Raw genomic sequence first — 18,127 nt, 5'->3', positions numbered from 1 at the left:
AAATCATGAAAATGCAGCGTTTATCACTGGCGCTTTGCTGTGTGCTCGGCGTGAGCTTTAGCGTGCAGGCAGTCGAGCGAATCGCCTTTATCCCGAAACTGGTGGGCGTGGGTTATTTCACCAGCGGTGGCAAAGGTGCCACGGACGCGGGTAAGGCCCTCGGGGTAGATGTGACTTACGACGGCCCGACCGAACCCAGCGTCTCCGGCCAGGTTCAGATGATCAACAACTTCGTCAATCAGGGTTACAACGCCATTGTGGTGGCGGCCGTTTCACCGGACGGGCTGTGTCCGGCATTGAAACGCGCCATGCAACGTGGCGTGAAGGTGCTGACCTGGGATTCCGATACCAAACCGGAATGCCGCTCGATTTACATTAATCAGGGCACACCGACACAATTGGGCGGCATGCTGGTGGATATGGCGGCCAGCCAGGTGAAGAAGGACAAAGCGAAGGTGGCGTTTTTCTACTCCAGCCCAACGGTGACGGACCAAAACCAGTGGGTTAAAGAAGCCAAAGCGAAGATTGCCAAAGATCATCCGAATTGGGAGATCGTCACCACGCAGTACGGTTATAACGATGCCACCAAATCGTTGCAAACCGCCGAGGGTATTCTGAAATCCTGGAACGATCTGGATGCGATTATCGCCCCGGATGCCAATGCGTTACCGGCAGCGGCGCAGGCGGCGGAGAACCTCGGGCGCAAAAATGTCACCATTGTCGGCTTCAGTACGCCGAACGTGATGCGGCCTTATGTCAAACGCGGTACGGTGCAACAGTTTGGCCTGTGGGACGTGGTGAAGCAGGGCAAAATCTCTATCGCGGTTGCCAACCAACTGCTGAAGGGCAACCTTAATCCGGGCGATACCCTGGAGGTGCCCGGCGTGGGGAAAGTGACAGTCTCAGACAACAGCGTGCAAGGCTACAATTATGAGGCCAAAGACAACGGCATCGTGCTGTTGCCGGAGCGGGTGGTATTTACCAAAGACAACATCGATAACTACGATTTTTAAGGAGCAGGCGAATGGAAGTCACTTTGGTTGAGATTAACGTCAAACCTGACTGTATCGACGAATTTCTACGGGTTTTTCGCGAAAATCATTTAGGGGCGGTGCAGGAGCCGGGCAACATGCGTTTTGATGTGTTGCAGGATAGCAACGTGCCGACGCGTTTTTTTATTTACGAAGCTTACGCCAATGAAGCGGCGGTGCTGGCGCATAAAAAAACACCGCACTATCTCGCCTGTGTCGAAGCGCTGGAGGCGCTGATGTCCGAGCCGAGAAAGAAAACGGTGTTTAACGGGATATTCCCGGCCTAGTTTGTCTTACGCGCGATAAATCGCACCGCTACAGGGCTGAGAACAAATTGTAGCGGCACGATTCATCGCGCAAGGTGCCATTACATCTGACGATGCGTATGCACCATATAATTCACATCCACCCCGCGTCCCAGGCGGAACTGGTTGGTCAGCGGGTTGTAATGCAGACCAATCATCCCCTGTTCACGCAGCGGGGTTTCATCCACCCAGTTCAGCAACTCGGCTGGACGGATAAATTTCTTCACGTCATGGGTGCCGCGCGGCACCATGCGCATCACATATTCGGCACCGAACACCGCCAGTAGCCAGGCTTTGGGGTTGCGGTTAATGGTGGAGAAGAATACTTCGCCGCCTGGTTTCACCAGTTGCGCGCAGGCCAGCACCACCGAACGCGGGTCGGGCACATGCTCCAGCATCTCCATACAGGTGACAACATCATATGCACCGGCGTGACTGGCGGCGTGATCTTCCACCGTTTGCTGGACGTAATTGACGCTGACACCGCTTTCCAGCGCATGCAGACGCGCCACTTCCAGCGGTTCTGCCCCCATATCTAACCCGGTGACATCGGCACCTTCACGCGCCATGCTTTCTGCCAGAATGCCGCCACCGCAGCCGACATCCAGCACCTTTTTGCCAAACAGGCCGTTGCTGTGCTGGGCAATCCAGCCAAGACGCAGGGGATTAATCCGGTGTAACGGCTTGAATTCACCCTCTAAATCCCACCAGCGCGATGCGACTGCCTCAAACTTGGCAATTTCGTTGTGATCGACGTTCTGGCGGCTTTCCTGCGGTTGTTCATTCATTGAATCATGACTCCAGACAAAATGTGGCTTCAGTATAAACGCTTAAGCGCGGCCTGCGCACCTCTCAGAACGAAGGAAAAGCCGCATTAAACCGCGCTTAACATTCACCCCATGTAAGCAATGTGATATACTTTCGCACCTTTGAATTCCGGGATTATGTAGAGGGATAGCGGCTCCATGAGCGACCTTGCGAGAGAAATTACACCGGTCAATATCGAAGAAGAGTTGAAAAACTCGTATCTCGATTACGCCATGTCGGTCATCGTTGGCCGAGCCTTACCCGATGTCCGTGACGGCCTGAAGCCGGTGCACCGCCGTGTGCTTTTTGCCATGAGCGAACTGGGTAACGACTGGAACAAAGCCTATAAAAAATCCGCCCGTGTGGTCGGTGACGTTATCGGTAAATATCACCCCCACGGTGATTCCGCCGTCTACGACACCATTGTCCGTATGGCGCAGCCGTTCTCCATGCGTTACATGCTGGTTGACGGTCAGGGTAACTTCGGTTCCATCGACGGCGACTCCGCCGCAGCTATGCGTTACACCGAAGTGCGTATGGCGAAGATTTCCCATGAGCTGCTGGCTGACCTGGAGAAAGAAACGGTCGACTTCGTGCCGAACTACGACGGCACCGAGCAGATCCCTGAAGTCCTGCCGACCAAAATTCCTAACCTGCTGGTGAACGGTTCGTCCGGTATCGCCGTAGGTATGGCGACCAACATTCCGCCGCACAACCTGACGGAAGTGATTAACGGCTGCCTCGCCTTTATCGACGATGAAAACATCAGCGTTGAAGGGCTGATGGAGTACATTCCGGGACCCGATTTCCCGACCGCCGCCATTATCAATGGTCGCCGTGGTATCGAAGAGGCTTACCGTACCGGTCGCGGCAAAATCTACATCCGCGCCCGTGGCGAAGTGGAAACCGATGCCAAAACCGGCCGCGAAACCATCATCATTCACGAAATTCCCTATCAGGTGAACAAAGCGCGCCTGATCGAGAAGATTGCCGAGCTGGTGAAAGAGAAGCGTGTTGAAGGCATCAGCGCGCTGCGTGATGAGTCTGACAAAGACGGCATGCGTATCGTCATCGAAATCAAACGCGATGCTGTGGGTGAAGTGGTTCTGAATAACCTCTACTCGCTGACGCAGTTGCAGGTTTCGTTCGGCATCAACATGGTGGCGCTGCATCAGGGCCAGCCGAAGATCATGACGCTGAAAGGGATTCTGGAATCCTTTGTCCGCCATCGTCGTGAAGTGGTGACGCGTCGTACCATTTTCGAACTGCGTAAAGCGCGTGACCGTGCCCATATCCTTGAAGGTCTGGCGATTGCGCTGGCCAACATCGATCCGATTATCGAGCTGATCCGTCGCGCGCCGACCCCGGCAGAAGCGAAAGCCGGATTGATCGCTCAGGCGTGGGATCTCGGCAACGTGGCTGCCATGCTGGAGCGTGCTGGTGATGACGCGGCGCGTCCGGAGTGGCTGGAAGCAGAATTCGGTATCCGTGACGGTCAGTATTACCTGACGGAACAACAGGCTCAGGCGATTCTGGATCTGCGTTTGCAGAAACTGACCGGCCTGGAGCACGAGAAGCTGCTTGATGAATATAAAGAGCTGCTCGACCAAATCGCGGAATTGATCCACATCCTGCAAAGCGCTGAGCGCCTGATGGAAGTGATCCGCGAAGAACTGGTGGCGATGCGCGATCAGTTCGGTGACGAACGTCGTACCGAAATCACCGCCAACAGCGCCGATATCAACATCGAAGACCTGATCAATCAGGAAGATGTGGTAGTGACGCTGTCGCATCAGGGTTATGTCAAATACCAGCCGCTGTCGGACTATGAAGCCCAGCGTCGTGGCGGTAAAGGCAAATCCGCAGCCCGTATTAAAGAAGAAGACTTTATCGACCGTCTGCTGGTGGCTAACACCCACGACACCATTCTGTGCTTCTCCAGCCGTGGCCGTCTCTACTGGATGAAGGTCTATCAGTTGCCGGAAGCCAGCCGTGGTGCGCGTGGACGTCCAATCGTCAACCTGCTGCCGCTGGAAGCCAACGAGCGTATCACCGCCATTCTGCCGGTGCGTGAATACACCGAAGGCTTCAACATCTTTATGGCGACCGCTGACGGTACCGTGAAGAAAACGGCGTTGCAGGAGTTCAGCCGTCCACGTAGTGCCGGCATCATTGCCATCAACCTGCGTGAAGACGATGAGTTGATCGGTGTGGCGCTGACGAACGGTAGCGACGAAACCATGCTGTTCTCAGCCGCCGGTAAAGTGGTGCGCTTCGCCGAGTCGGCAGTGCGTGCAATGGGACGTTCTGCTTCGGGCGTTCGTGGTATCAAGCTGGCCGAAGGCGACAAAGTGGTGTCGCTGATTGTGCCGCGTGAAGAGGGTGCCATCCTTACTGTGACGCAGAACGGTTACGGTAAACGTACCGCCAACAGCGAATACCCGACCAAATCCCGTGCCACGCAGGGTGTGATCTCGATTAAGGTCACCGAACGCAACGGACCGGTGGTCGGTGCGGTGCAGGTGGAAGACAGCGATCAGATCATGATGATCACCGATGCCGGTACCCTGGTGCGTACCCGCGTGTCGGAAGTCAGCGTGGTGGGTCGTAACACCCAGGGTGTGATTCTGATTCGTACCGCAGAAGATGAAAACGTAGTGGGTCTGCAACGCGTTGCTGAACCGGTGGAAGAAGAAGAACTGGATTCCATCGACGGCAGTGTGGCGGAAGGCGATGACGATATCACGCCGGAAGTCGATAACGACGATGACGCGCCAGATGCGGATGAAGAAGAGTAATTCGTAATCTTGAAAATCAACGGCAGGTCAGGGCAACCGACCTGCCGTTTCTTTTTCAGAGTTTTCGCCACCAAGAGCGCTTTGACTGGCTTTTAAGGGATGATAAAGCTAGTGTTTCGCCATGATTATTGCCGTGAGTTGAGCCTGTTTTGAAATATCTCGTCTCGTTTCGCACCACGCTGCGCATTTCGCGCTACCTGTTTCGCGCGCTGGCGCTGTTGCTCTGGTCGCTGGGTGCGCTGCTGACCACTTTTTACATCATCAATGTGCTGCACGAGAAAGAGAACGCGGTTCGTCAGGAATTCGATATCAACTATGGCCAGGCGGAGTGGTATGTGCGCCATTCGGCGGATGTGATGCGTGAACTGAAATACATCACGGAAAATCGCCTGACCAGCAGCGCCAGCGGCCTCGATGTACTCAACGGCATCCCGACCAGTAAAGGTACGCTGCCGCAATTTACCCCGTTATTTTCCGACGGTGATTGCACCTCGATGAGCAGCACCTGGCGCAATTCTCTCGACTCACTCAGTTACTACATCAACTACTGGAAAAGTAACTTTGCTTCGGCCTATGAGCTGAACCGGGTGTTCTTTATCGGCGGAGAAAATCAGTGTCTGGCGGATTTCACCATCGGTAGCAATACGATGGATCGCGAACGCAGCCTGAAGATACTGCGCGAGCGTGTGCTGCACTATCGCAGCAGTAACGAAGACGAACGCCGTAATCCGATGTACTGGATCACCGAAAGCTCGCAGCCAGGTGTTGGCAGCTTCTACATGGTGATGCCGGTCTATGTCGCCAACAAGCTTCAGGCGTTACTCGGGGTGGAACAAAATATCCGGCTCGATGAGTTTATTCAGCCAGGCGGCCTGCCGCTGGTGGCGACCATCACCGATGATAACTACCGCCCGCTGCTGAGCTCGCGTCGCGGGGGACCTGGCTACTCGCTCGACGATCTTCCTGATGACAAAACATGGTTCGGCTATCTCGACGGCTACCGCCAACTGGTGTTGAAGAAACCGCTGCCGCCTTCTGACCTCAATGTGGTGTGGTCACTCTCCACCGATGTGCTGGTCGATCAGCTAAAACTGATGCTGATTAATGCGCTGTTGCTGAATATTTTCAGCGCATTGCTGCTGTTTACCCTCGCCTGGGTGTTTGAACGCCGGATGTTTTTACCGGCGGAAGACAATGCGCATCGGCTGGAGGAGCATGAGCAGTTCAACCGTAAAATTGTCGCCTCGGCGCCGGTTGGCATCTGTATTTTGCGCACCAGCGACGGCACCAATATCCTGAGTAATGAACTGGCGCATAACTATCTGACATTGCTGACTCAGGAAGATCGACAGCGTCTGAACGAGATCATCGGCGGGCAGCAGGTGAACTTTGTTGACGTGCTGACCGGCAGTAACACCAACCTGCAAATCAGCTTTGTCCATTCACGCTACCGCAACGAAAACGTCGCCATTTGCGTGCTGGTGGATGTCTCAGCGCGTGTGCGCATGGAGCAGTCGTTGCAGGAGATGGCGCAGGCGGCGGAACAGGCCAGTGCATCGAAATCGATGTTCCTTGCCACCGTCAGCCATGAATTACGTACGCCGCTGTACGGCATCATCGGCAACCTTGATTTGTTGCAAACCAAAGCACTGCCGAAGGGGGTTGATTCTCTGGTCACGGCGATGAACAACTCCTCCAGTCTGCTGCTGAAAATTATCAGCGACATTCTCGACTTCTCGAAAATTGAGTCGGAACAGCTGAAAATCGAACCGCGTCCGTTCTCGCCGCGTGAAGTGATCAACCATATCGTCGGCAACTACCTCTCGCTGGTGGTTCGCAAGCGGTTGGCGTTGTATGTGTTTATCGAAAACGATGTACCGCTGGCGTTGGAGGGGGATCCGCTACGCCTGCAACAGGTGATCTCCAACCTGTTAAATAACGCCATCAAGTTCACGCATACCGGTTGTATCATCCTGCATGCTTACCAGCACGAAGGGTATCTGGCATTCCGCGTGCGTGATACCGGTGTCGGAATTCCGGCCAAAGAGGTAACACGTTTGTTCGATCCGTTCTTCCAGGTCGGCAGTGGCGTGCAGCGTAACTTCCAGGGGACTGGCCTCGGACTGGCTATCTGCGAAAAATTGATCAACATGATGGATGGCGATATCGAGGTGGATTCCGAGCCAGGCATGGGCAGTCAGTTTGTGGTGCGTATCCCGATCTACGCCGGGCATCAGCCACCGCCACCGTTGCTGGAGGGGCTGGAGGAAAAAGCGATCTGGCTCGATTTGCGTAATGATTACCTCGCCAGCTTCCTGCTGCGACTGCTGCAACAACAGGGGATGCAGGTGGCGCGCTATCAGGGCCGGGCAGGGAGCGATGATGTGATGATCAGCGATCATGATGATGCGCCAGGCCACAGCCTGCGAGCCCGCATTCGCATCAGCGGGGAACATATTGATATGCCGCAGGAAAGCGAGCCGGGATTATGGCTGCACAGTAGCGCCACGCTGCATGAATTGCCGGTGCTGCTGGGACGTATTTATCGCATTGCTATCGACAGCGAAACCTCCGCACCACTGGCGTTGCCGGGGGCTGTGGCGGAACAGGCCAGCTATGAAGACATCATGGTGCTGATTGTCGATGACCATCCTATCAACCGTATGTTGTTGTCAGAACAGCTGGGTACGCTGGGCTATCAGGTGAAAACCGCGCAGGATGGCGTTGATGCATTGAATGTACTGAGCCGTAACCATATCGATATCGTGTTAAGCGATGTGAATATGCCGAATATGGATGGTTATCGTCTGACGCAACGTCTACGTCAGTTGGGACATGCGTTCCCGGTGATTGGCGTCACGGCGAATGCGTTGGCAGAAGAGAAACAGCGTTGTATGGAGGCGGGGATGGATAATTGTCTGTCCAAACCGGTGACGCTGGATGTGTTGAAAACCACGCTGGCGATCTATGCAGAGCGGGTGCGGAAGACGCGGGAAGGCTGACCTTCATTCCCGATGCATAACGGCGCGATAAATCGCGCCGCTACGGGATAGTCTTATCAAGAACACGCGGTGCGTTAGCACCGCCTGCCAGGGATTACTCTTTATCGACCTGCGTGGCGCTGACCGAAGAGAGATAATTCAGCAGCGCGATATCGTTATCCACGCCCAGTTTCATCATCGCCGACTTCTTCTGGCTACTGATGGTTTTGATGCTGCGGTTCAGTTTCTTGGCAATCTCGGTGACCAGGAAGCCTTCAGCAAACAGACGCAAAACTTCGCTCTCTTTAGGTGACAGGCGCTTGTCGCCGTAACCACCCGCGCTGATTTTTTCCAGCAGCTTGGCGACGCTTTCCGGCGTGTACTTCTTGCCTTTTTGCAACGCGGCCAGTGCTTTGGGCAGGTCAGTTGGTGCACCCTGTTTCAGCACAATCCCTTCGATATCGAGATCCAGCACGGCACTCAGGATCGCCGGGTTATTGTTCATGGTCAGAACGATAATCGAGAGATCCGGATAGTGACGTTTGATGTATTTAATCAGGGTGATACCGTCGCCGTACTTCTCGCCAGGCATGGAGAGGTCAGTGATCAGGACATTGGCATCCAGTTTGGACAGGCTGTTAATCAGTGCTGTTGAGTCTTCAAACTCACCTACAACGTTGACCCATTCAATCTGTTCCAGAGATTTACGGATACCAAACAGAACAATTGGATGGTCATCGGCAATAATTACATTCAAGTTATTCATCTTATGGGTTACCTTGCTGCAGCAGTTGATTGACGTAAGTGTCAATGTCACTGGTGGTATTTTTAATGGTTGAATCGTCACATACTTTAATGTGCTGTTCTAACTCTTCACAAAGCTGTTTACCTGGAACCAGATTTAGCATGGCAAACACGCCTTTCAGGCGATGCGCTGTCTGAGCAAGCGAGGGGTAATCCTTCTCCGCCGCCTCAGTATACAGTCTCTTGACATCAGGCGGTACTGTCTCGGTAAACAGCTGAAAATAGCCTCCGCTTAGTAGCGGTGTGGCAGTCTCATCTTCGTTATTCTCCTCCATCAAATCATGGGCCAGTTGCTTCTCGATCAGCGCCAGTAGTGCATCCAACAGCGCATTGCTGAGATTAAAATTGACACGGAACTGCTGATCATTGATTGCGTGGTGACCCATTTCGTCACCGGCCAGTAACAACGCCCAACCACTCAGTCGGGCCGGATCGTCAGTGACCAGCACATCATGTTCCTGCCCTGACAAGCGTTCGTCAGAGGTCAGGCATTTCGCCCCCCAGTTCTCCAGGTGGCGGCAAACAATTTTGTGCACATCTTCCATCGCGATATCCACCAACACGCTGACGCTTTCCAGCAGTTTCTCTTCCTGCTCGGTTTGCTGCTCCAGCGCCAGCGGTAGTTGAATATTGTAACGCGTACCAATATCCGGTTTCGCCACAATCTCCAGGGTGCCGCCCATCTGCTTGCACAGCTGTTTACACAGGAAGAAGGCCATCCCCGATGCCTGACCAAAGCGGTCCTGGGTGGTATCGCCCAGGAACGGGAAATCGACATTGGACAACTCATCGACGGTCAGTCCCGAGCCGGTGTCCACCAGTTGCAGCAGGATACGGTCTGCTTTGCCTTCGCTGGCTTTGATCTCCAGCGAGATCTTGCCCCATTGCGTGGTGGTCAATGAGTAATGCATCAGGGTGGTCAGCACTTTTCGCAGTGCCCGACGATCGCCGAAGCGCATTTCATCATTGGCGAGGTGATTATTCACGACCAACGCCAGTCCTTTGCGGCGCAGCAGCGGCAGACTCTCCAGCGCGATCTCATCTAACAATTCTTGCAGGTTAAAACGGCTGGCATCCGGTGACCAGTCATGTGCTTCCAGACGATTAAGCAGCACGATGTCATCCACCAGACGTGCCAGACCCTGACTTTCGTCGAGCAGGTCAAGCACGCTTTCATCATCGTCACGCTGGCTGAGTTGCACCAGTTGCATCACCATACTTTCCAGTGGGCGATGTAGCGCATGGCCGAGGTTATGCATCAACTGCTGGCGCATCTGGTGGTTACGATCCAGTACCTGCTGGGCTTTTTGCAGCTTTTTGTTCACCAACAGTTCGCGATCCTGATCGCGCATCATAAACAGTTGGGTATGTGGCGACAGCACGCTGCGGGCATGGCGGATCTCATACACTTCGTTATTGATCGTGGCCTGTAACACGCCCTGATGCTGATCTGACATATTGATGATTTTTTGCAGATTCAGATGTGGCAGCAGATGTTCGGCGATTTTGTTGCTGAGGAGCGTGCGGTTAGTCGCGAAGTCATACACCAGCAGTCCGACCGGCAGACTGGCGACAATCTCCTCATTCAACATGCGCAGCGAGTCCAGCTCAGCGCTTTGGTTCTCATTCGGGCGCAGTGACTGCTGGCGCAGCAGGGTGATCCCCGCAATCGACAGCAGGAACAGCACCAAATTGATCAGCAGCGGCCACAGCAGATTACGCAGGGTATCCAGCGCCAGACTGGTGAGCGGCACACGATAAACCAGTTGCAATGAGGTGCTGGGCAGCGAGGCGGCAATCTCCAGATTCGGGTTTACCAACGAAACATGCGTACTTTCGCTGGATTCGTCATCGGTGCTGCTGGTCTGAGTCGCATCCTGACGCAACTGGAAATTCTCCAGCGGCATGCTGCGTGGAATAAGATCATTCACCGGTAAATCAAAAGCCACGACCGTCGCTAAATGGCCCGGCTGATTAAAGGTGGTGCGCAGAGTGAAGTAATGATCGTTCTGCCAGGCGAAATGACGCAGGGGCGAAAAGCTTTCGCGCTCATCCAGCGCATTGGCCTGTTGCAGCATCTCAGCACGGCGACTGTCCACCAGGGAATTGATGGCGCTTTCTTTATACCGTGTCGCCATGTCTTTCAGCGGCAGGGTAGAGATCATGATCAGACTATTATCCTGACCATTGAGGAAGTACATCGACCAGGTTGGATTCTCTGCGCCCCACAGGGTGTCGAGGTAGTTGGACATGCGCATGGTCATGTCCAGCGTGCTACTGTCGTGAGAACCAAAAATCAGCGCTTCGGTTTTACGGCGCGTTTTTTCCAGATAATAGACATCCGGGCGCAGACGGGTTTCCTGCAAACTGCTGTTCGGCGCAGAACCGGCCGCACTGGTCGCAAGGTTTTCATAGATCTGCCAGGTGGCGAAGCGATAGGCATCGATGCGTTTCTGCATGGCGCGGGCCAGATCGGTCATGGCGTAGCGTTTTTCTGTCACCCAGGCGTTGACGCTGTTGTGGACCATTGCGCCCAGCGCCAGAAAAAGCACCAGGTTGAACACCACAAAAAAGCGGGTCACATTGCCGGATGTCAGAGGGAATTTGTAAGGCAGCATAGCGTCTCAGGCACCTGAAATTATCGCGCAACCAGTCGGGCACTGGCAGCCACGGCCAGCAGCAGCAGGGCGATAAGCAGAAATGCGCCGCTCAGGCTGATCCACTGGGATATCAATCCGATCAAAGCCGGACCTGAAAGAATACCTGCATAGCCTAAGGTTGTCATGGCGGAAATCGCCAGATTTGACGGCATATCGTGTTGATTTCCTGCCGCATTGAACAACATTGGCACCGTATTGGCGAGGCCGAAGCCGACCAACAGAAATGCCAGCAGCGCCATTAACGGCCAGGGGATCAACACCGCAAGCGTCATCCCTGCGGCGGCAGCCAGCGCACCGCCCAGCATCACCGGGTAACGACCACAACGCTGAATAATCTTATCGCCAGTGAAACGCCCCAGCGTCATGGCGACAGAAAACACCGCGTAACCCAATCCGGCCAGGCTGGTTGTCATCTCCGGACTTTGTAACAACAGCAACGCACCCCAGTCGAGAACTGCCCCTTCCGCCAGAAACAGGATAAAGCACAGCAAGCCGAGAAACGCCACCCAGCCGCGCGGACGAACCAGCCAGGGTTGATCGGGTTGATGCAGGCGGGTGGTCATCATGCCGGGTTGGCTGCGCAGCAACAGCAACACCATCACCAGCATCACCACACCAACGGCAGCCAGCGGCGACAAACTTGCGCTCATCAGCAGACTCACCGTCCCGGCCCCCAGAATGCCTCCCAGGCTAAAGAAGGCGTGGAAGCCGGACATCATCGGACGGCGCGCAGCCTTTTCGACCTCAACCGCCTGATAGTTCATTGCCACGTCGAGCGTACCTAACCCGGCACCAAACAGCATCAACGTCAGCGCCATCAATAAAGTGTGGTGGGAGGTTGCCAGCAGCGGCAACATCGCCAGCACCAGCGCTGTGGAGCACAGCATCACCCGTTTACAGCCGAAACGAGCCACCAGTTTGCCGGTGACCGGCATGGCGGCCAGAGAACCAATACCCAGGCACAGCAATAATGCACCCAGCATACTGCCGGATAAATGCAGGCGGTCGCGGGCGAACGGCACCAGAGGAGCCCAGGCTGACATGCCAAGACCATTGATCAGGAAGACGGTGCGGGTTGACCAGTGCAGATGGCGTGCGTCTTGTGGCTGTTGTGCGGCGTCCAGTGCTGTCATGAGGTTATTATCTTTCTCTATATAAAAGGGCGATTTTAGCATCAACTCGCCGCAACAGCAGGTGCTGCGCGGGTTTAAAGACCCGTACCGTGCCATCGAAAATCAGGATTAAGAGGGCATTTTACCGACTTTTACGACGCTGCATTTTTTTTCCAGAACTTTCCTGGAGTCGGGGAAGCGAGTTGATTGAACTTAACTCAAATTATCTAACGTAGATTCAAAAGGTTAGCTGAAAAAGCGCAGGGTGGTCAGAAAGGAATTTGTGATATCTGTCACGAGTTGATGAGAAACTTGCCTGAGCGCTGCCCTGTTGCTGACCGGGAAATAATGGCTTAAGTCCTGGTCGTGATATGGCTAGTTTATTTTGGCACTGATTATCTGTGACGCCGAAGCTACTATAAATAAAAACGGCTATAAACCAATCATTAGGGGTTGGTTTAACTCGCTGAATAAATTCGAAGAAGTAATCCGTAGACGTTAATATTGCAGTCCGCAAATAATTCCAATTAACTTTGTTACGGGCGGAAATTAACATTCCGCTTTTTTATTTTATTATTAAACAAAATGTGCGGAATTAAGCAATTAATGTGATTTCAGGATTGCCTTAATTGTACCCAGTCAACTAAGTTTACGGAAAATGACAAATTGAAGTGAAATTCGGATAAAAAAATGCCGGACAATCATGTCCGGCGGGAATTTAGGGTAAACATCTCATTCGGGGTGAATGAAGGTAATAATGAAATAAATGATGATAGCGGGGGTAATTGTATTCTCTGATGGCTGAAAAGTTTTATCATTCAGTGCTGAAAGGTGACGCTGTTCATTTTATTGATTTTAAAGGATAAAAAATCGGTTTATCAATACGTGCTATATTTTTTACCGATGCGTGCTGATTATTAGTTCCCCTAAATTTACATTTAGAAATATCTATTTAATACAATGAAACACTTTTGGAAATTTAGTATCATTTTCATGATAGATTATTGCCCGGTATAAAATAACAATGGATTGCCGGCTGATTTTTATTCGCTCAGCTCGCAGTGGCATAAATAAGGCACATTACAGAGGGTAATAAAATGAAACTTCGTGTTCTCTCCCTGATGATTCCTGCGCTTCTGGTAGCAGGCGCTGCAAATGCAGCGGAAATTTACAATAAAGATGGCAACAAATTAGACCTCTACGGCAAAGTTGACGGTTTGCACTATTTCTCCGACAACGACAGCAGTGACGGTGACCAGTCTTACTTGCGCTTCGGTTTTAAAGGTGAAACTCAGATCACCGACCAACTGACCGGTTATGGTCAGTGGGAGTACCAGGCTGCGCTGAACACCACTGAGTCACAAGGCACCGCTAACAGCTTTACCCGTGTTGGTTTTGCTGGTCTGAAATTCGGCGACGCCGGTTCATTCGACTACGGTCGTAACTACGGCGTGCTGTATGACATCGGTTCATGGACCGACGTCCTGCCAGAGTTTGGTGGTGACACCTACGGTGCGGACAACTTTATGTTCCAGCGTAGCAACGGCCTGGCGACCTACCGCAACAGCAACTTCTTCGGCCTGGTTGATGGCTGGAACTTTGCTGTGCAGTATCAGGGCAAAAACGATAACCCGACTGAATCTTCATCTGGCCGTGATGTACTGGGTGAGAACGGTGACGGTTACGGTCTGAGCACCACCTATGATATCGGTGCTGGCTTCGGTGTTGGTGCTGCGATGATGTCGTCTGACCGTACCAACAACCAGAACGGCGGTTCTGCGGGTATCCTCGGTCGTGGCGATCGTGCTGATGCCTACACCGGTGGTCTGAAATATGACGCCAACAACATCTATCTGGCGGCAATGTACACCCGTTCCTACAATGCGACCCGCTTCGGTTCCAGCGATGCTTCAGCTTATGGCTACGCCAACAAAGCGGATAACTGGGAATTGGTTGCACAGTACCAGTTCGACTTCGGTCTGCGTCCGTCTCTGGCCTTCGTCTCCTCTCGTGGTAAAGACATCGAAGGTTATGGCAGCCAGAACCTGAAAAAATATATCGACGTAGGCGCGACCTACTACTTCAACAAAAACATGTCCACCTATGTTGACTACCAGATCAACCTGTTGGACGACAACAACTTCACCCAGGCCGCCGGTATCAACACCGACGACATCGTAGCACTGGGCCTGGTTTACCAGTTCTAAGAAGTGTTGTGGAGCGTGGCCTCGTGGTCACGCTCCGGTTTTTAGCAGTGTACTCAATGCCGCGCGTAACATCCCGATCGTATCCAGTACCGACTCACCCAGTTGCACCTGCACAATCGCACCTTCCACCAGCAACACAATCTGACCGATCTTATCCCGCTGTTCAGCGCTAAGTTTCTGCCCGATCGCTGCCGCCATCTCTCTTTTATGGCCAATAATCAGAACATTGGCTTCTGGCAGGCTATCCCCCAGCTCTGCTGCGCTGTTGATAAAGGCACAGCCACGGAAATCCGCTTCATTAAACCAACTAAGCAGGGCGTCGGGCAGGGCGTCCACCAATTCTGGCTGCTGCGCCAGCGCTGTGCTAAAGGCGCTCATCCAACGTTGATGGCGCTGTTGCAGGAACGCCAGAATCAGCGCGTTTTTGGCTGGAAAGTGGCGGTAAAAAGTCACTTTGGTAACGCCTGCTTCAGCAATCACCTTATCAATGCCAGTGGCGCGGATGCCCTGCTGATAAAACAGACGTTGGGCGGTGTTGAGAATGCGATCGCGGGCGGAGGCCTGCGGATCGAAGATCAGGGGTGCGAGCATAATGTCACCGATAAAATGGGGTAGACAGAATTGTCTACATACGGCAGGATGAATCAAGTAGACAGGTCTGTCTACATACAAGGAGACGATGATGCTGATTCCCCCGTTTAATGAACAGAGCGCCATGCAAAAAGTCCGCATGGCAGAGGATGCCTGGAACAGTCGCGACGCGCAGCGAGTCGCACAGGTTTACAGTGAAGACACGCGCTGGCGCAATCGCAGCGAATTTGTCAATGGCCGCCCCGAAGTGGTGGCGTTCTTACAACGCAAGTGGGCTAACGAGCTGGAGTATCGACTGATCAAAGAGTTATGGGCCTGGCATCATGACCGGCTGGCGGTGCGGTTTGCCTATGAATGGCGTGATGATAGCGGCAACTGGTTCCGCAGCTTTGGCAATGAGAACTGGCACTTTGGCGCAGATGGACTGATGATCACGCGCTACGCTTGCATCAACGATTTGCCGATTGCTGAATCTCAGCGGCTGTTCCACTGGCCATTGGGACGACGCCCGGACCAACATCCGGGCCTGAGTGAATTGGGTTTATAGCGGCGTTTATGGCATGGCACGCCATTTTTTGGCTTTGGGTGCCTGCTGTAATTGAGGCTGAGTCGGGGGCATACTGCCTTCCAGTGCTACTCCCGCCAGCGTGAATGCTGAGAAGCTCAGCCACTGCTGCCATTTATCCTGTGGTGTTTTTGCCTTTTCCATTTTACTGCCTCGCTGATATTCAACTCAGCGTCAACGATGCAGAATTCGTGCCACAGCACCGCTCTCAGCGCCACGCGCGCCATCCTGGCTTTGCTACACTGCGCCAGCGCTGAAGCGGTGCAACGCGGGTCTTTCTGGTGCAAAAATTTAACGCCCGCGCAGATGACGATGGCGATAGTGTTGCCAGCATTTCAGGCTGCTGTAGAAAAACAGGCCAGCGGCCACGACAAGGATTGCATAGATCATCTGACGCTCCGGTCTTCGCGGTTGTGCAGGAACGGGTTATCCTGCGGTAGCCTGTCACCGACTTCAAGCGACTTTAGCCTGATTTACAAGCGAGTTATGCTTTGAAATAGACATTATTAAAGCGTTACAGATGAGGATTAGATGCGTTTTGAGAATATTCTGCTGACCTGTCTGGTTGTGGTCGGGGTAAGCGGTTGCGACCAAACCGCCAGCCGGGCAAGCCTGGTGCTGGAAGGTAAAACCATGGGTACCGTATGGCGTGTCAGTGTTGCCGGTGTGGATGAACAACGTAAAGCAGCACTTCAGCAAGCGATACAGCAGCAGCTTGACCATGATGATGGTGAACTCTCCACCTGGAAAGCGGATTCGGTGTTGTCGCGCTTCAATCAGTATCAGGGCACAGATCCACAGCCGGTCAGTGCCGATATGGCGGATATTGTGACGGAGGCCTTGCGTATTGGACAAAAAACCGCAGGTGCTATGGATATCACCGTCGGACCACTGGTGAATTTGTGGGGGTTTGGTCCGACTAAGCAACCGGCGCATACGCCGTCAGACGCCGCAATCGCAGCAGCGAAAGCGCTCACGGGTTTGCAACATCTGCGTGTGATTCAGGCGGTTAACGGCCAGTGGCTGCAAAAAGATCTGCCGGGTTTGTATGTTGACCTGTCCACTATGGGCGAGGGTTACGCTACCGATCATCTGGCGCGCCTGATGGAGCAGCAAGGGATCACCGATTATCTGGTATCGGTAGGCGGCGCGGTGCTGAGTCGGGGTCACAATGCACAAAACCAGCCGTGGCGGGTGGCGATCCAGAAACCCACCGATCGTGAAAATGCGGTGGAGGCGCGGGTCGATTTGCAAGGCCACGGTATCAGCACCTCCGGCAGTTATCGCAACTATTATGAACTGGATGGCAAACGTATTTCTCATGTTATCGATCCCAGTACCGGTCGACCGATTGAGCATAAACTGGTGTCGGCAACGGTGATTGCCACCACTGCGTTGGAGGCCGATGGCTGGGATACCGGCTTGATGGTGCTGGGCACTGAACGCGCGAAAGCGCTGGCGCTGAAGGAGCACCTGGCGGTGTATCTGATCACCAAACAGGGCGACGGTTTTACTCACTGGATGTCGCCCCAATTTAAATCCTTCCTGATTTCCGTGGATGACCACCCATAACGGAGGCGCAGATGCTGGATCTGTTTAGTGAAGAAGCGCCGTGGCAGGAGCCGCTGGCAGAAGGGGCGGTGATTCTGCGTCGCCGCGCGCGTGATCAGGCGGATGCGCTGCTGGCGGAAATATATGCTATCGCCGCGCAGAATCCGTTTGCCCATCGTATTACCCCCGGTGGACACCGTATGTCGGTGGCGATGACCAATTGCGGTGATTTAGGCTGGTCAAGCGACTCGCGTGGTTATCAATATACCGAGCAGGACAACCATAGCGGTCATAAATGGCCGCCAATGCCCTCCCTGTTCCGCGAGCTGGCGCAACAGACGGCGCAGGAGGCGGGATTCAGTGGTTTCAATCCTGATGCATGCCTGATCAACCGTTATGAACCGGGGGCAAAACTGACGTTGCATCAGGATAAAGATGAGAAGGATTTGCGACAGCCGATCGTGTCCGTGTCGCTCGGGTTGCCTGCCGTTTTCCAGTTCGGTGGTTTTGAGCGCGGCGATGCCACGCAACGCGTACTGTTGGAGCATGGCGATATCGTGGTGTGGGGCGGTCCGTCGCGCCTGCGTTATCACGGCATCCTGCCGCTCAAGCCCGGCGTTCATCCGCAGGCGGGCGCCTTCCGCTACAACCTCACATTCCGCCGTGCGCATTAATTCGTAGTGGCGCGATTTATCGCGCTACTACGGACCTGGCA

Annotated in this window: 14 protein-coding genes; 8 read left to right on the top strand and 6 right to left on the bottom strand. The window is 53.7% G+C overall.

The genetic code is table 11. The features are described 5' to 3' along the window. Positions 1-5 precede the first annotated feature (5 nt). Together lsrB and lsrG are read left to right on the top strand one after the other, a co-directional pair. Entirely contained in the window at positions 6-1,013 is a 1,008-nt protein-coding gene (gene lsrB, locus L579_RS15005; protein ID WP_021185053.1) for an autoinducer 2 ABC transporter substrate-binding protein LsrB, read from the top strand. Between the two features lie 11 nt (positions 1,014-1,024). Continuing rightward, positions 1,025-1,318 (top strand): (4S)-4-hydroxy-5-phosphonooxypentane-2,3-dione isomerase, encoded by a 294-nt coding sequence (lsrG, locus tag L579_RS15000; protein WP_021185052.1) that lies wholly within the window; start codon positions 1,025-1,027, stop codon positions 1,316-1,318. 80 nt (positions 1,319-1,398) lie between these two features. On the opposite strand, the gene ubiG is transcribed toward lsrG, so the two are convergent. After that, entirely contained in the window at positions 1,399-2,124 is a 726-nt protein-coding gene (gene ubiG, locus L579_RS14995; RefSeq protein ID WP_021185051.1) for a bifunctional 2-polyprenyl-6-hydroxyphenol methylase/3-demethylubiquinol 3-O-methyltransferase UbiG, read from the bottom strand. Positions 2,125-2,301: 177 nt separating this feature from the next. On the opposite strand from ubiG, the gene gyrA reads away from it, so the two are divergent. Both gyrA and rcsC read left to right on the top strand, forming a co-directional pair. Beyond that, the gene (gene gyrA / locus L579_RS14990) at positions 2,302-4,941 is read left to right on the top strand and encodes a DNA topoisomerase (ATP-hydrolyzing) subunit A (protein WP_021185050.1); all 2,640 of its coding nucleotides are present in this window, start codon (positions 2,302-2,304) and stop codon (positions 4,939-4,941) included. Between the two features lie 149 nt (positions 4,942-5,090). Continuing rightward, positions 5,091-7,943: a two-component system sensor histidine kinase RcsC gene (gene rcsC, locus L579_RS14985; protein ID WP_021185049.1), complete on the top strand. Its 2,853-nt coding sequence runs from the start codon at positions 5,091-5,093 to the stop codon at positions 7,941-7,943. Between the two features lie 94 nt (positions 7,944-8,037). Here rcsC and rcsB read toward each other — a convergent pair whose 3' ends face one another. Genes rcsB through L579_RS14970 form a run of 3 tightly spaced genes read right to left on the bottom strand, consistent with a single transcriptional unit; the run spans position 8,038 to position 12,519 of the window. Further along, positions 8,038-8,688, bottom strand: a complete 651-nt coding sequence (gene rcsB, locus L579_RS14980; protein WP_013509853.1) for a response regulator transcription factor RcsB — start codon at positions 8,686-8,688, stop codon at positions 8,038-8,040. A 1-nt stretch (position 8,689) separates the two neighbouring features. Then, positions 8,690-11,341: a phosphotransferase RcsD gene (gene rcsD / locus L579_RS14975; RefSeq protein WP_036626860.1), complete on the bottom strand. Its 2,652-nt coding sequence runs from the start codon at positions 11,339-11,341 to the stop codon at positions 8,690-8,692. Between the two features lie 23 nt (positions 11,342-11,364). Beyond that, positions 11,365-12,519 (bottom strand): MFS transporter, encoded by a 1,155-nt coding sequence (locus L579_RS14970; RefSeq protein ID WP_021185047.1) that lies wholly within the window; start codon positions 12,517-12,519, stop codon positions 11,365-11,367. Positions 12,520-13,595: 1,076 nt separating this feature from the next. On the opposite strand from L579_RS14970, the gene ompC reads away from it, so the two are divergent. Then, on the top strand, positions 13,596-14,705 hold the full coding sequence (gene ompC / locus L579_RS14965) for a porin OmpC (protein ID WP_021185046.1): 1,110 nt from the start codon (positions 13,596-13,598) through the stop codon (positions 14,703-14,705). A gap of 27 nt (positions 14,706-14,732) precedes the next feature. Here the strand turns inward: ompC and L579_RS14960 are convergent, their stop codons facing one another. After that, positions 14,733-15,296 carry a TetR/AcrR family transcriptional regulator gene (locus L579_RS14960; protein ID WP_021185045.1) on the bottom strand — a complete coding sequence of 188 codons (564 nt, stop codon included), beginning with the start codon at positions 15,294-15,296 and terminating at the stop codon, positions 14,733-14,735. A gap of 91 nt (positions 15,297-15,387) precedes the next feature. On the opposite strand from L579_RS14960, the gene L579_RS14955 reads away from it, so the two are divergent. After that, positions 15,388-15,843, top strand: a complete 456-nt coding sequence (locus tag L579_RS14955) for a nuclear transport factor 2 family protein (RefSeq protein ID WP_021185044.1) — start codon at positions 15,388-15,390, stop codon at positions 15,841-15,843. 6 nt (positions 15,844-15,849) lie between these two features. Here L579_RS14955 and L579_RS24050 read toward each other — a convergent pair whose 3' ends face one another. Continuing rightward, a complete protein-coding gene (locus L579_RS24050; protein WP_021185043.1) occupies positions 15,850-16,005 on the bottom strand; it encodes a hypothetical protein in 156 nt (51 codons plus the stop codon). Positions 16,006-16,392: 387 nt separating this feature from the next. Here L579_RS24050 and apbE point away from each other — a divergent pair, with 387 nt between their 5' ends. Continuing rightward, positions 16,393-17,433 (top strand): FAD:protein FMN transferase ApbE, encoded by a 1,041-nt coding sequence (apbE, locus tag L579_RS14950; protein ID WP_021185041.1) that lies wholly within the window; start codon positions 16,393-16,395, stop codon positions 17,431-17,433. Between the two features lie 11 nt (positions 17,434-17,444). Beyond that, on the top strand, positions 17,445-18,086 hold the full coding sequence (gene alkB / locus L579_RS14945) for a DNA oxidative demethylase AlkB (protein WP_021185040.1): 642 nt from the start codon (positions 17,445-17,447) through the stop codon (positions 18,084-18,086). Positions 18,087-18,127 lie beyond the last annotated feature (41 nt).

This window comes from Pantoea sp. AS-PWVM4, from assembly GCF_000468095.1.
GTDB classification, from domain to species: Bacteria; Pseudomonadota; Gammaproteobacteria; order Enterobacterales; family Enterobacteriaceae; genus Pantoea; species Pantoea phytobeneficialis.
Note: the sequence above shows the minus strand (reverse complement) of the source record. Positions and strands in the feature narration are given on the sequence as shown.

What these genes read in the sequence shown, in the direction of transcription:
- alkB (WP_021185040.1), top strand. Translation starts at nt 17,445, where the DNA reads ATGCTGGATCTGTTTAGTGAAGAAGCGCCGTGGCAGGAGCCGCTGGCA.
- L579_RS14955 (WP_021185044.1), top strand. Translation starts at nt 15,388, where the DNA reads ATGCTGATTCCCCCGTTTAATGAACAGAGCGCCATGCAAAAAGTCCGC.
- L579_RS24050 (WP_021185043.1), bottom strand. Translation starts at nt 16,005, where the DNA reads ATGGAAAAGGCAAAAACACCACAGGATAAATGGCAGCAGTGGCTGAGC.
- ompC (WP_021185046.1), top strand. Translation starts at nt 13,596, where the DNA reads ATGAAACTTCGTGTTCTCTCCCTGATGATTCCTGCGCTTCTGGTAGCA.
- rcsB (WP_013509853.1), bottom strand. Translation starts at nt 8,688, where the DNA reads ATGAATAACTTGAATGTAATTATTGCCGATGACCATCCAATTGTTCTG.
- ubiG (WP_021185051.1), bottom strand. Translation starts at nt 2,124, where the DNA reads ATGAATGAACAACCGCAGGAAAGCCGCCAGAACGTCGATCACAACGAA.
- apbE (WP_021185041.1), top strand. Translation starts at nt 16,393, where the DNA reads ATGCGTTTTGAGAATATTCTGCTGACCTGTCTGGTTGTGGTCGGGGTA.
- lsrG (WP_021185052.1), top strand. Translation starts at nt 1,025, where the DNA reads ATGGAAGTCACTTTGGTTGAGATTAACGTCAAACCTGACTGTATCGAC.
- L579_RS14960 (WP_021185045.1), bottom strand. Translation starts at nt 15,296, where the DNA reads ATGCTCGCACCCCTGATCTTCGATCCGCAGGCCTCCGCCCGCGATCGC.
- lsrB (WP_021185053.1), top strand. Translation starts at nt 6, where the DNA reads ATGAAAATGCAGCGTTTATCACTGGCGCTTTGCTGTGTGCTCGGCGTG.
- gyrA (WP_021185050.1), top strand. Translation starts at nt 2,302, where the DNA reads ATGAGCGACCTTGCGAGAGAAATTACACCGGTCAATATCGAAGAAGAG.
- L579_RS14970 (WP_021185047.1), bottom strand. Translation starts at nt 12,519, where the DNA reads ATGACAGCACTGGACGCCGCACAACAGCCACAAGACGCACGCCATCTG.